Origin of the sequence: Solimonas marina (genome assembly GCF_012241385.1) — a bacterium.
Classification (GTDB): domain Bacteria; phylum Pseudomonadota; class Gammaproteobacteria; order Nevskiales; family Nevskiaceae; genus Solimonas; species Solimonas marina.
The window spans coordinates 1-13,301 of the sequence record NZ_JAAVXB010000018.1 but is presented as its reverse complement, the minus strand read 5'-3'; the positions used below and the strand labels follow the sequence as shown (position 1 = coordinate 13,301).

The 13,301-nt window shown below is 62.1% G+C and carries 10 protein-coding genes and 1 tRNA gene; 3 read left to right on the top strand and 8 right to left on the bottom strand.

The features are described 5' to 3' along the window. Positions 1-24 precede the first annotated feature (24 nt). Entirely contained in the window at positions 25-3,153 is a 3,129-nt protein-coding gene (locus G7Y82_RS20285; protein ID WP_168149964.1) for a type I restriction endonuclease subunit R, read from the bottom strand. A gap of 114 nt (positions 3,154-3,267) precedes the next feature. On the opposite strand from G7Y82_RS20285, the gene G7Y82_RS20280 reads away from it, so the two are divergent. Continuing rightward, positions 3,268-4,077 (top strand): DUF433 domain-containing protein, encoded by an 810-nt coding sequence (locus G7Y82_RS20280; RefSeq protein ID WP_168149963.1) that lies wholly within the window; start codon positions 3,268-3,270, stop codon positions 4,075-4,077. 8 nt (positions 4,078-4,085) lie between these two features. Next, positions 4,086-4,517, top strand: a complete 432-nt coding sequence (locus G7Y82_RS20275) for a PIN-like domain-containing protein (RefSeq protein ID WP_168149962.1) — start codon at positions 4,086-4,088, stop codon at positions 4,515-4,517. Here G7Y82_RS20275 and G7Y82_RS20270 read toward each other — a convergent pair. The 7 genes from G7Y82_RS20270 to G7Y82_RS20240 all read right to left on the bottom strand — a co-directional run bounded on the left by G7Y82_RS20270 (position 4,510) and on the right by G7Y82_RS20240 (position 11,652). Then, positions 4,510-5,388, bottom strand: coding sequence for a GIY-YIG nuclease family protein (locus G7Y82_RS20270; protein WP_168149961.1), 879 nt, complete (start codon positions 5,386-5,388; stop codon positions 4,510-4,512). The genes G7Y82_RS20275 and G7Y82_RS20270 overlap by 8 nt on opposite strands. A 31-nt stretch (positions 5,389-5,419) precedes the next feature. Next, positions 5,420-5,872 (bottom strand): hypothetical protein, encoded by a 453-nt coding sequence (locus G7Y82_RS20265; protein WP_168149960.1) that lies wholly within the window; start codon positions 5,870-5,872, stop codon positions 5,420-5,422. After that, positions 5,869-7,278 carry a restriction endonuclease subunit S gene (locus G7Y82_RS20260; RefSeq protein WP_436286685.1) on the bottom strand — a complete coding sequence of 470 codons (1,410 nt, stop codon included), beginning with the start codon at positions 7,276-7,278 and terminating at the stop codon, positions 5,869-5,871. The genes G7Y82_RS20265 and G7Y82_RS20260 overlap by 4 nt, the downstream gene beginning before the upstream one ends. Continuing rightward, complete coding sequence (locus G7Y82_RS20255) at positions 7,275-8,264, bottom strand: virulence RhuM family protein/type II toxin-antitoxin system death-on-curing family toxin (protein ID WP_168149958.1); 990 nt, start codon at positions 8,262-8,264, stop codon at positions 7,275-7,277. The genes G7Y82_RS20260 and G7Y82_RS20255 overlap by 4 nt, the downstream gene beginning before the upstream one ends. 91 nt (positions 8,265-8,355) lie before the next feature. After that, entirely contained in the window at positions 8,356-10,101 is a 1,746-nt protein-coding gene (locus G7Y82_RS20250; RefSeq protein ID WP_168149957.1) for a type I restriction-modification system subunit M, read from the bottom strand. 702 nt (positions 10,102-10,803) lie between these two features. Further along, positions 10,804-10,932, bottom strand: a tRNA-Val gene (locus tag G7Y82_RS20245). Beyond that, positions 10,894-11,652, bottom strand: a complete 759-nt coding sequence (locus G7Y82_RS20240; protein ID WP_168149956.1) for a tyrosine-type recombinase/integrase — start codon at positions 11,650-11,652, stop codon at positions 10,894-10,896. The genes G7Y82_RS20245 and G7Y82_RS20240 overlap by 39 nt, the downstream gene beginning before the upstream one ends. Positions 11,653-12,133: 481 nt before the next feature. On the opposite strand from G7Y82_RS20240, the gene G7Y82_RS20235 reads away from it, so the two are divergent. Continuing rightward, a complete protein-coding gene (locus G7Y82_RS20235) occupies positions 12,134-12,970 on the top strand; it encodes a ParB/RepB/Spo0J family partition protein (RefSeq protein ID WP_168149955.1) in 837 nt (278 codons plus the stop codon). The last annotated feature ends 331 nt before the right edge of the window (positions 12,971-13,301 follow it).

Genomic DNA, 13,301 nt, shown 5'->3' with positions numbered 1-13,301 from the left:
GCGGTCAGGGTGCAGGGCAAGGGGCTAGCCTTGCGCGGTCCGCGCCGTCTCGGCTCGTTCCCGCAGCGCTTCGTATAGTCGAGCCGGCCCGAGCAAGATGTCCTTGAGCCCCTGCCGCACTTTCTCCGAGTCGAGTGCCTGCTTGCTCATGGCGGTGTGTGCGGACAGCGCATCCATGATGGCGTTCATCAGCTCGGCATTGAGGTCAGGCGAGTTGGCAAACTGCTCTTTGGTGTTGCCGTTGGCTTGCGCCACCAGCAGTTCCGATTCGAGCAGCTTGCCCTTGATGACGTTGTTCACGTAGACGAGCTTGTCCTCGTCCGTCAGCTCACCGTCGAACAGGTCATTGAGCTTGGCGATAATCTGGCTCAGGAACACTTTCTCCGGCTCGCGCGCTTCGCCGCCGCCCGCTTCGCTCATCGGCCCGAGCTTTTCTGGCTCACCCTTGTACAGGCTCAGCGTCTGCGCACCTTGCGATTTGAGCTTGTGGTGGGTCAGCACGACTTTCGACAGATCAACGCCGCTGCGCTCGCGTCCGAACTCCAGCAATGGCAACAGGCGCTTGAAGAAGATCGCGCGCTTCTCCAATGCCGTGTTGCCGTAGTCGAAGATCTGCGACAGGAAGGCGTAGACCCGGCCGAAGCTGCCGATATCGCGCCGGAACAGCTCCAGCGCCTCGATCTCGTTACGTGCCGATTGTTCGGCGTCGGCGTTCTTTGCGGCCTGGGCCGCTGCGAGCGCTTCCCGGGCCGCCTTGTGCCGCTTGAGTAGCCGGTCGGCGACTGGCTCGATGGCAGCGGAAAGCTCGGCCTGCGATCGCGCATTCAACTCGGCGGTGATGACGCGCTCGACCTCGTGATCGTCGTAGTACCCCTGTGCGTCGAGCTTGGCGCGCAGATCGTAGACAAGGTTCGGGTCGGTGACATTCTCCAGCTCGGCCGTCTCGTGATAGGTCTTGAACGCGGCGAGAATTTCCAGCGGATCGTTAATGAAGTCGAGTATGTAGGTGGTGTCCTTGCGCGGATACGAGCGATTGAGGCGTGAGAGTGTCTGGACCGCCTGGATGCCCGCCAGCCGTTTGTCGACGTACATGCCGCATAGCAGCGGCTGATCGAAGCCGGTCTGGAATTTGTTGGCGACCAGCAGAACCTGGTACTCGTCGCCGGCGAATGCCTGACGGATGTCGCGGCCCTTCAAATTCGGGTTGAGTGTGGCCGAGTGCTCGGTGAACGGATCAGGTCCGGAGTCCGCGTCCGTGACTTCGCCGGAGAATGCCACCAGCGTGCCGAGCCGGTACTTCTGCGACTGGATATAGCGGTCGATCGCCAGCTTCCAGCGAACCGCCTCCTGACGACTACCGACGACCACCATGGCCTTGGCGTAGCCGTCGAGCAGCGGTGCAACGTTTTCGCGGAAGTGCTCGATGACGACCTGCACCTTCTGCGCGATGTTGTAGGGGTGCAGCTTCACCCAGCGCATCAGGCCCTTCATCGCCTGGCTACGCTCCACGGCTTTGTCGTCCAGCTCCTGCTCGCCGGTGGCGAGCTTGAAAGCGAGCTTGTACGGCGTGTAGTTCTTCAGCACGTCGAGGATGAAGCCTTCCTCGATGGCCTGGCGCATTGAATAGACGTGGAACGGCGCGGGCAGGTTGGTGGCGCTGGCCGGCTGGTCCGCCTGCGGACGACGCCCGAACAGCTCCAGCGTCTTGGCCTTGGGCGTGGCGGTGAACGCCACATACGTGATGCCGCTCTCGGCAGCGCGTGCCGACATCTGCGCGGCCAGAATGTCCTCGCTGCTGATCTCGCCGCCGTCGGCCAGCTCTTTCAGCTCCTCCGCCGACAGTACCTGCTTGAGTTTGGACGCGGCCTCGCCCGTCTGCGAGCTGTGTGCCTCATCGGCGATGACGGCGAAGCGCTTGCCCTGCGTCGCGGCCAGTTCCTGCACGGCGGCCAGTGCAAACGGAAACGTCTGGATCGTGCAGACCACGATCTTCTTGTTGCCCGACAGCGCCTCGGCGAGCTTTGCGCTCTTGGAACCGTGCTCGTTCGTGATCGTCGCGACCACGCCGGTGGTGCGCTGGAAGTCGAAGATCGCTTCCTGAAGCTGCGAGTCCAGTACTGTGCGATCGCTCACGACCAGCACGGTATCGAACAGCTTTTGGTGCCGGCCGTCGTGAAGGTCGGCGAGAAAATGCGCCGTCCAGGCGATGGAGTTGGTCTTGCCGGAGCCGGCCGAATGCTGGATCAGGTATTTCTGTCCCGGCCCTTCTCTGCGCACCGCCGCCACCAGCTTTCGCGTCGCATCGAGCTGGTGGTAGCGCGGGAAAATGATGGACTTGATCTTCTTCTTGTCATCACGCGGCGTGACCAGATAGCGGCCGAGGATTTCCAGCCAGCTTTCGCGCGCCCAGACCTGCTCCCACAGATACGCGGTGCGATGCCCGCTCGGGTTCACCGGATTGCCGGCACCACCGTGATCGCCCTGATTGAACGGGAGAAAGGTCGTGATCGGTCCGGCGAGCTTGGTGCTCATCCGCACTTCACTATTGCTGACGGCGAAATGCACCAGCGCACCGCGCGGAAACTCCAGCAGCGGTTCGGCCGCCGACTGGCCCTTCGGCCTTGGTTGTCGGTCGAAGCGGTACTGATCGACGGCATCTTCCACGCCCTGCGTGAAGTTGGTCTTCAGTTCCACCGTCGCGACCGGGATGCCGTTGAGAAACAGCACGAGGTCGATGCAGTTCTCGTTGTGCAGCGAATACTTCACCTGCCGCACCACCCGCAGCCGGTTGGCTTCATAGCGGGCCATGATTTCCGGGTTCATGCCCAGCGCCGGCTTGAACTGCGCCAGCGTCAGCGGCTGCTTGAGGCCGATGATCTCGACGCCATGGCGCAGCACGTCCAGCGTGCCGCGATCGTCCATCTGCTTGCGGATGCGATCGAGCAACACGGTCTGCGTAGCGCCCCCGTGCGTTTTGCTCAAGGCCTCCCAGGCTTTCGGCTGCGAGGCCTGCACCCAGGCGACGACATCGGCCGGAAACAGCGCGCGGGCGCGGCCGTAGCCGGTGGCATCGCCTTCGGCGTAGAACCAGCCGTGCGCAGCGAGATGCGCGCAGACATCGTTCTCGAACTCGATTTCCTTGTGCAGGCTCACGTATTCCCCGGTTGTGTCGGCCCCGCAGAGCCACGCAAATAGCCTTAAAAATACACGACGGCCGGTAATGGATCATAACCTGCTGATTGCAAAGCCCTTGTGTCTGAGTAGGCCTTGAGGGGCGCTGCCAAGGCTCGAAGGCTGACCAGAAAAGTGTTGCTTCATTCCCATATAACGGCGGCGGAACAGCACTGTTCCATTACAATGCCGCCAAATCCACCGGTGTTCGCCTGCGACATGGCAAAGTCCGACATCCGCAACCAGCCGGCCTACACCCTGGCCGAAGCCGCACGCTACCTCAAGGTGGCGCCGGCAACGCTGCGCGCGTGGTTTGTCGGTCGCTCGTATCCAGTCGGCGACGGCCAAGGCCATTTCCGGCCCTTGATCAAGCCTGCCAAGACGCCGCCACCCACGCTGTCGTTCTGGAACTTGATCGAAGCTCACGTGCTGCGCTCGCTGCGCACCGATCATGGCGTTTCGATGGACGCCCTGCGCCGCGCCATCGAATACGCCCAGAAGAAGCTCGGCAACGATCACCTGCTGCTCAGCCCCGAGCTTCGCACCGACGCCGGCAAGCTGCTGCTCGCACACTATGGCGACCTGATCGAGCTTTCCGCTTCCGGTCAGATCGCCATGCGCCGCACGTTCAACGAGCATCTGGCGCGTGTCGAGTGGGACGGATGGAAATTCCCAGTGCGGTTGTATCCGTACATTTCGAGCGGTGTTGCCATCGCTGACAAACGCCCTGTCGCCATCGCGGCCAACATCGCCTTCGGCCGCCCCGTGCTCGCGCGCGGCGGCATCACCACGGCGGCGATCGCAGAACGTATTGACGCGGGCGAGAGCATGGCCGACCTCGCCGAAGACTACGACCTGAGCGCCGAGGAAATCGAGGAAGCCGTACTGTACGAGCGTGCTGCCTGAGACGCAGCGTGAGTCCGGTTTTCTTCACCGACCGCAACCTCGGCAAGAAATTTCCCGACATCCTGCGCGCAGCCGGTCTCACGGTGGAGCGCCATGCCGATCACTTCGCGCATGATTGCCCTGACGAGGACTGGCTGAAAGACATCGGCAAGAAGGGCTGGATCGCCGTTACGCACGATGGTCGCATTCGCTATAAGCCCAACGAACTTGCAGCGGTTATGCAGCATCGCGTTGCGCTGCTTGTTGTCATTGGCGCCGCGCCGTACCCGCAACTGGCGCAAGCCTTCGTCGCCACAGCGCCGCGCATCCTGAGCTTCATCGGGCGACACAGGCCGCCGTACATCGCTAAGGTCTATCGGCCGGCAGCCGATGTAGCAGAAAATAATCCTGCGGCACCCGGCCGTATCGAGCTTTGGTATCCAGCCGCTGCAGTTAGCTAGCATTCCCATTGTTCGACGGTGTGCCTCGCACCTCGCTCAGTGGTCGCCCCTGCGTGTCTTTCCACTCAAGCAGGCCGTTAGACATTCGGCCAGTGACACATCCCGCGGCTGCACTCGGAGACGAGAAGAGATAGTCCCGAGTAAAGATCGCACGATCACCTACCGCAGTAAGAACGCCGTTCTCAATCAATCGGGCGCGTAGCGATGCTCCACCGTATTTGTGGAAGGACGGCGTTGCCTGCAGCCTTCCACTTGAGCCCTCCAGAACAACGAAACCTTCCTCGGTGAATAGGCCACGCGCATCTGCGTCTGATGCGCGGCAGTAGAACATACTGGGATCGTCGGTCTTGCTGTTGACACGCATCAGGGGTTCGAACACCGGGTAGCCAAGCGTCGCCAGCAACACACGAACGGTGTCGTGCAGTTCCGTGCACTCGGCTTGCAGCGGCGACGGCGTGTGCGGGCGACTGCCGGCGTTGCCGTTCTCCATCGCATAGCGTCCGGCCTTGTCGGCCTGGGCGATCGACAGCCACTCCAGAAAGCTCGCGTGCGTGCCGGTGAGGTTGTTGGTCAACGAGATCGCGACCAGTGCGCGATTCCAGAATTCCTTCTTCTGGTTGTGCGTGGCCAGCCGTTCCGCCAGCGAGCCGGTCTGGCCGATATAGACCTGCGGCTGATCGCCGCTCTCGCTTTCGCCGATCAGGAAGTACAGCCCGACCTGCGCCGCTTCCGGCATCTTCAGAAAGTCCGGCAGCAAGCTGCGCGGCACGTCGATCACCTGCACGATGCGCGTCGTGATGCTGGCGACGCGGATCCCCTGTGGATCGCCGGACGGCAGAAAGATCTGGATGGTTTGCGGATGTGTGTTCATGGCATATGCATTCCCGGTCTTCCGACGGCACTCAGAACCCAGCGGCCTTCGTCAGTGCATTGACGACCGCGCTTTCGCCCATCCGGCCCACGGCCTTGCGGACGGCGGAGACGAGATCGGGTCCCGAAGTCTCGTAGGGACGATACAGCGAGCAGCCGGTCTTGAAGGTGAAATGCTGCGACAGGTGAGCAAGCTCCTTTGCGATGTGATCCGCTGGCCGGCCGATGCCGTGAAACTGAACATATCGAACCACGGCGAGCGTCGCGATGTCGCTGCCGGACACGACCTGTTCACGCTCGGGCACGCCCTGCCATCGCACGCGGATGAAGTCGCTGTCGGGTTCATCGTCTTCGGCCAGCTCGGGAAGTAGTAGCGTGCCGTCTTCCAGAGACCGCGCGCACCAGACGCCTTCGTGATCTTCGCCGTCATACAGGGGCATCAGTTTGGCGATGAAGCCGACGATGGCGACGCTTTGCTCGCTCATGCCGCTTGGGCCTCGGCAGCCCCCCGCACATCGATCTGGCCCGTCACGGCGGCGGAGATTAGGGCGGAGCGGCGTTCTTTGAGGAGGGTGATGGCGCGCTCGGCTTCGACAACTAGCGCATTGAAAATATTCATTTGCTCGGAGAGCCAACCGCAGACGGCCTTTTGCTCATCAATAGGTGGTAACCCAATAGGCATCTTCGCGAGTCGCGAAATGTAGATGTGCTTGATCGTAGTACCGCCCGCCTCGTAGATCATTCGATCTTGGTATACGCCACCACGAAGGCATACACACAAGAAGTCTGGCGTAACCAGTTCTGTGTCGGCAGCTATGGATGCGACCGACTGATTGATGCAGGCGACGCTGCCGTCGTGGAGTGCGACCCGTCCCAGCGTTCCATCTTTGGTGATAAGAATATTATCGATCTCCGGACGGCTCTTCTCAGTCAGTAGCGATGCGAATGCTTCTTCTGTTGTGTGTCGAGCGTCCGCATAGTTCACATATCCGTCGCAGACGTCGTTTGCGGTCAACATGTATGGCCCGGATTCGGCGGTCGGCATCGGATTTGTGAAACCGTAGGAAATTCTCCTGCTTAGCGCACCGACAGGTCGCATCTCCCAATGCGCCGGCACATCCCCCAGCCACTCGACACCGGAGGGTTTCATCGGGGCATCGGGATTCAGGCCCTTGGTGACGGCGTGGGAGATGACGGCCTGACGCTTTTCCTTGAGCAGGGCGATCAGCTTTTCTTGCTCCGCCACCAGCGCGTCGATCTTGGCGGTCTCGCGGTCGAGGAAGGCGGCGATGGTGGTTTGTTCTTTTTCGGTTGGAACGATAACGACGCAAGAGCCCAGCTCCTCCGCGTTGAGGTGTGGCTGCGCTGCACGCAGCTTCTCAAGGTCGATCTGGTCCTCCTTGAGGTACTTGCTCAGAAGTGAGTACTGGAGAAACTGCGGCACGCAGGCGTTTGGCTTCACGACCATATCGAAGCCCGCAATAGACGGGCAGTGATGGTCTCGGATGATTGCCGAATCTCCGGTGTATGCGCCGCTGCGGACTACGATGATGTCTCCGGCGGCAAGCCAAACAATTCGCTTCTCGGGTATGTCAGATGGATCGACCAACACAAGTCCTTCGGCCGTTATCGCACCTGCGTGTACGTTCGTCGCCCTAATCAGCGGAACGCCCTCTGTTCGATATTGCGGCGGCTCGCCGATTCCGTAGCGGATAGATGCCAGCCTCTGAAGTCGAGTGGCGGCCCAATGCGCCGGCACCTCGCCCAGCCACTCGACGCCGCTGTCCTTGTACTCCGAATATCGCGGAAAGTTACTCGGGCTATCCATGCCCTCGCCCTTCGGGCCAGCCGCTGCGTGGCTGTTCAAATTTGTCGCTGACGAATTTGTCATGCCGCACCCCCGACCTGCGGCCGCGCCAGCATGTTCATGACCAAACGGATCATGGTGTCCTTGTTGTGGGCGGGCGATTCGGCGACGAGCAGGGCCAGCGCGGCGAGGCCGACGTCGTTGATGACGGGCTGGCCGCTGACACCGAGTAGCCGGCCGTTGCGATGCAGGAAGTCGACGAACAGGAAAGCGCCGCTGCGTTTGTTGCCGTCCACGAAGGGATGGTTCTTGATGACGAAGTACAGCAGGTGCGCGGCCTTGGCTTCGATGCTGGGGTAGACCGGCTCGCCGAAGGCGGTCTGATCCAGATTGCCGAGCAGCGCGGCAAGGCCGTGGTCGGGGCGTTCCTGTGCGAACAGGGCGCTGGCTTCCTGGCGTTCGATGAGGCTGGCCTTGAGTGCGGTCAGCGCGCTGCGGGCTTCAGCCAGCGTGGGCAGGCGGCCGCCGCTCTGCGTGGCGGGCTCACTAAGCAGGCCTTCGTCATAGCGTTGCAGCAGGGCGAAGGTCTGTGCGTAGCGGCTGACGATGTCCACCAGCCCACGGCCGGCGTCCGCGCTGAGGTCCGGCGAGGCGGCGACGCGGCGCACCAGGTGCAGCGCGGCGTCGAGTTCGCGGGCATTGGCTTCGAGACGCTGACGGTTGAGTGTGTAGCCGCGCGTGAGGTGCTCGCGCAGGATGCCGGCGGCCCACTGGCGGAAGCGGGTGCCTTGCTGGGACTTGACGCGGTAGCCGACGGAGATAATCACGTCGAGGCTAAAGTGCTCAACCTGATAGGTTTTTCCGTCTGCGGCAGTATGTGCAAAATTTGCACATACTGAACCCCGCTCCAGCTCGCCCTCGGCAAAGGCGTTGCGGATGTGGCGGCCGATCACCGTGCGGTCACGCCCGAACAGTTCGGCCATCTGCTCTTGCCGCAGCCAGACAGTGTCCTTGTCCAGCTGGACTTCGACGGCGCCGGAGGGGGCGGTATAGATGGCGATGTCGGTCATGCATACGCCCCCGGAAGCAGAAAACCCGCCCTGGTGCGCTTCCATGGAGAGGCGTGGCGGGTGTTGTTGCTGTCAGTGTACGCAGTTGCCCTCACGCGGACAGCCCCTCGATCATCTGCTTGATGCGGTCGGTGCAGGCCTTCAGCTCGGCATCGATCTCGGCCAGCGGGCGCGGCGGCTTGAACACGTAGAAGTGACGGTTGAACGGAATCTCGTAGCCGATCTTGGTCTTGTCGGGGTCGATCCAGGCGTCCGGGGCGTGCGGCAATACCTCGCGCTTGAAGTAGGTTTCCACGTCTTCGGACAGCGGCACGTTCTCGGTGTCGCGCAGGCTGCTGTCCGGCTGCGGCTTGCCTTTCTGCTTGCCCTTGCTGCCGAGCACCGGCTTGCCGTGCTCGTCCTTCAGCGGGCGTTCGACGGTGATGGTGCGGTAGCCGAAGTCTTCGTTGCGGAAGATGCGGCTGATGGGCTTGCCATCTTCGCTTTCCTCGATGAACTGGCCGAACAGGCGGGTGATGCGCTCGATGTGCGCATCGCTCAGTTCCTTGCGCTTGCTGCCCAGGCTCTTGCGCATCTTCTGCCAGTAGCCGCTGGCGTCGATGAGCTGCACCTTGCCTTTGCGCGCGGCCGGCTTGCGGTTGGAGACCACCCAGACGTAGGTGGCGATGCCAGTGTTGTAGAACATGTCGGTCGGCAGAGCGATGATCGCTTCCAGCAGATCGTTCTCCAACACGTAGCGGCGGATCTCGCTTTCGCCGCTGCCGGCACCGCCGGTGAACAGCGGCGAGCCGTTGAGGACGATGCCGAAGCGGCTGCCGCCGTCATTGGCCGGGCGCATCTTGCTGATCAGATGCAGCAGGAACAGCATTGAGCCGTCCGAGACGCGCGGCAGGCCGGGACCGAAGCGGCCGTTGAAGCCCTGCTGCTCGCGCTCCTTGCGGACGTCCTTTTCGACTTTCTTCCACTCCACGCCGAACGGCGGGTTTGAGAGCATGTAGTCGAAGTGCTGGCCGTGGTGGCCATCTTCGGACAGCGTGTTGCCGAAGGCGATGCTGGTGATGTCCTGACCCTTGATCAGCATGTCCGCCTTGCAGATGGCGTAGGACTCGGGGTTCAGCTCCTGGCCGAAGACGGTGAGCCGCGCCTGCGGGTTGTGCTCGGCGAGGTATTCGCCGGCGATGCTGAGCATGCCGCCGGTGCCCGCTGTTGGGTCGTAGATCGTACGCACGACGCCGGGCTTGGACAGCACGTCGTCGTCCTCGACGAAGATCAGGTTGACCATCAGGCGGATGACTTCGCGCGGCGTGAAATGCTCACCGGCGGTCTCGTTGGAGATTTCCGCAAACTTGCGGATCAGCTCTTCGAAGACAAGGCCCATCTGGTGGTTGTCGACCGCCTCCGGGTGCAGGTCGATGCCAGCGAACTTCTCGGTGACCTGATACAGCAGCCTGGCCTTCGCCAGCCGGTCGATCTGCGCGTGGAATTCAAAGCGCTCAAAGATGTCGCGCACCGCCGGCGAGAACGCCTGGAGGTAGCTGTACAGGTTCTCGCGGATATGGTCCTGGTCGCCCATCAGCGTCTTCATGTCCAGCGGCGAGGTGTTGTACAGCCCGCGTTGGCCGCTCTTGCGTTCCAGGAACGGCTCGGGGTTCAGGCCGGCCTTGGTCCTGGCCTCGAACTCCGCCAGCACCGCGGCTTTGCTGGGTTCCAGCACGCAGTCCAGGCGCCGCAGCACGGTGAATGGCAGGATCGCCCGGCCGTATTCCGATTGCTTGTAGTCACCGCGCAGCAGGTCAGCGACCGACCAGATGAAGGCGGACAGGACTTGTTGATTCATGTTGCCGAGGGGGGTCTCTCGTTCTGAGGCCCGGCAATGGTCGTCAACCCGCGGGTATTGAGCAAGCGCCCCAGCGTTGGTGCCAGAGACAGGAGGATCCGCAGATCAAGGCGGGCGCATGCCCCCACTTGTGGATAATGGGGATATGAAAAAGACGCCGAAGGGTTTCGACGAGAAGAGGCGCGCTTCCGGCCGTGCGCGGTGCCTGACCTTGCAGCTTCGAGGGGTGGCGATCCGTGCCGAAGAATTGCGCCGAGCCCCGGTTCAGGGGGATCCACCTGTAGGGAGCAAGTAAGTCGAGGCTTCCGCGTGTGCTGAATTAGCGGGCCTCGATGTCCGGACTCAACCACGCGTTGGCAGGCGCGATTGGGTGCTTCGCAACGCGAAGCACGCCCGGCCATGGATGGCCGGACTGGGGCTCATTTTGGGGATGCAGTAGCGCCAGGGACGGCAGCACCGCAGCGGTCGTGGGTTCGAATCCGCTAGAAACACGAAACCCCCGGGATGAGCCGGGGTTCCAGGGTAACGGGTAGGCGCGATTGGGTGCTTCGCACGGCGAAGCACGACCGGCCATGGATAGCCGGGCTGGGGGTCATTCAGGAGATGCAGTAGCGCCAGGGACGGCAGCGCCGCAGCGGTCGTGGGTTCGAATCCGCTAGAAACACGAAACCCCCGGGCTGAGCCGGGGGGTTCCAGGGTAACTGGTAGGCGCGATTGGATTCGAACCAACGACCCCTACCATGTCAAGGTATGGGTCGAGAAATGCCCGTTTTGCGGCCGGAATGCAGAGATTCAGCGCTTCGCGGACACAGCACGTTGACGCACGCGCTCGTGCATACGGTCGACGTAGCCGTGTAGGTGTTCGGTAGACAGATGGGCGTAGTTCTGGACCATCCTCGGCGAGCGCCAGCCGCCTAGTTCTTGCAATACATGCAACGGCGTGCCGTTCTGCGCATGCCAGCTTGCCCAGGTGTGACGCAGGTCATGCCATCTGAAATCCTCGATGCCTGCCCGTTCTAGGGCATCGCGCCAGGCGCGGGTACTGGTCTGATAGATCCTGCGGCCGCGGTAGGTGAACACCCATTGATCATGCCGGCCTTCGTTGCGGCGCAGGACGGCGATCGCAGCGTCAGAGAGGGGCACAGGGATCGCTCGGCGGCCTTTAGCCTGGTCTGAGTGTATCCAGGCAACGCGGCGGGCCTGGTCGACCTGTTGCCAGGCCAAACCGGTGACGTTGCTGCGCCGAAGGCCGGTTTCGAGGCTGAAGGCGGCCAGGTCGGCCAGGTGATCAGGCAGGAAGGTCAGGAGACGTTGCGCTTCGCTGAAGGTAAGGAAGCGGACGCGCTTTGCGCGGTCCTTGAGCTGACGGACCTTCGGGGCGTAAGCGAGCCAACGCCAGGCCGTGGCGGCATTGAGGATGGCGCGCAGGACGCTGAGGATCCTGTTCGAGGTCGCAGGTCTGAGACCAGCCGACACCAGGTCGTCGACGAGCTGGTCGACGCGATCAGCGTCGATCGACGGCAGGACTAGATCCTCGAGGCGAGGATTCAACCAGGCAAGGGCATGGCCCTCGAGGGCACGGGTCGTTTCAGACTTCCAGGCACCTTCCCGGCGCCAACGGGCTACAGCTTCAGGCCACGTCTTAGACGTGGTCGGGTGAGGGAAGGGGATAGGGAGCTGTGTCCCGTCTAACATCATGTTTCATGTGGTGTTTTCGGGGGTTTATCACCTGAACAAGGGATGAACCGGCCTACGGCCGTGTACGGGCCGATCGCAGTTTGTGACGCAGTTCACACTTGGCTCGCGGCCCTTACGGCCTCGCCGGCCGGGCGTCTGCCCGGAATCCCTACACGAGTAAACGACCGTTCGACGCCCGGCATACAGCACGCCGGCCGACGAATCGCTACGCGCCCGCTTCGCGGCGGTCATTGACTCGCTACGGGACCGCTGCGCTTTCCGAACAGACCCGCTCGCGGGGAAGAGGTCCGGCCGATCTGGCCGGGCTCATCTACCACGAAAAGGAGCAGTCACCATGAAGACCACGTTTCAGAACATCAATCTTTCGGAACTGAAGGCGAGCGCGGATAACCCGAGGTTCGAGCTCAACGACCTGGACGAGCTGGCAGTCAGCATCAAGACGTTCGGGATTCTGCAGCCGCTGGCGGTGCGCAAAACGACGGACGGCTACGAGATCATCGCAGGCCACCGCCGTGCCGAGGCGGCGAAGCGCGCAGGCCTGCGCGTGGTGCCGTGCGTGATCCGCACGGACAAGGGCAGCGTCGTGATGCAGCAGCTTGTCGAGAACACGCAGCGGTCAGACCTGCTGCCATTCGAGATCGCGGCCGGCATCAACCTGGCTGTGCGTGAACGAAAGATCAAGCAAAAGCAGCTTGCGGCGGAGCTGGGGAAGTCAGAGGCCTGGGTATCGAAATACATCACGATCGGCAAGGCGATCGAGAAGCGTGTTACAGAGCAGAAAAAGGCATGGAGCCGCGAAACCGACTCCGAACAAACGGAAGAGGAATACGAAAGCGAAATGCTCGACAGAGCGCTAGAGGAATACAGGGACGCCAACGCCGATACGGTGTACCTGAAAGCGTCGAAGTATCTGAACCCGGAGAAGCACAAACCGCAGACGGTCACGACGACGACCACGACGACAAAACCGGAAGAACAATTACAGCTGCCGGAGCTGCAACAGAAGAACCGGCTTGCGGCGCTACTCATGCAGTGGGTGAAGGACAACGACATCAACGTGACGGGTTACGACGTGACGCCGGTCGGTGAGAAAGGATGGCGGTTCGCTTTAGCGTTCGAAAGTGAAAAGGCGCTAGAACAGACGCTAACGACGCTGAAGCCGGTGAAATGACATGATCCGCGAAACCTTCCTTGTAACGACGATCATCGTATGCGGAATCCTCGCAACCGCCTGGGGACTCGCTCAGATTCAAACGAGCTACCCAGGAACGTTAGGAATCCCAATGAACTGCGAAAGCAACGGCGAGTAGTCCCGTGGTAGGGACCCGCCCGCCGGTCTGGGGGCGGGTTTAATGTCCCAAAGCGTCCGCAATCACCGAGCCGCCCGACGACGGCACCGGCCCGGTAAATCGCGTGATGATCTGACCGGACCATTCACAGATCCACTCGCGAGCAAGATCCAGCTTGCACAGCTCTTGCGGGATCAGCCTCGAACCCCGAGC

What these genes read in the sequence shown, in the direction of transcription:
- G7Y82_RS20250 (WP_168149957.1), bottom strand. Translation starts at nt 10,101, where the DNA reads ATGAATCAACAAGTCCTGTCCGCCTTCATCTGGTCGGTCGCTGACCTG.
- G7Y82_RS20255 (WP_168149958.1), bottom strand. Translation starts at nt 8,264, where the DNA reads ATGACCGACATCGCCATCTATACCGCCCCCTCCGGCGCCGTCGAAGTC.
- G7Y82_RS20265 (WP_168149960.1), bottom strand. Translation starts at nt 5,872, where the DNA reads ATGAGCGAGCAAAGCGTCGCCATCGTCGGCTTCATCGCCAAACTGATG.
- G7Y82_RS20260 (WP_436286685.1), bottom strand. Translation starts at nt 7,278, where the DNA reads ATGACAAATTCGTCAGCGACAAATTTGAACAGCCACGCAGCGGCTGGC.
- G7Y82_RS20235 (WP_168149955.1), top strand. Translation starts at nt 12,134, where the DNA reads ATGAAGACCACGTTTCAGAACATCAATCTTTCGGAACTGAAGGCGAGC.
- G7Y82_RS20270 (WP_168149961.1), bottom strand. Translation starts at nt 5,388, where the DNA reads ATGAACACACATCCGCAAACCATCCAGATCTTTCTGCCGTCCGGCGAT.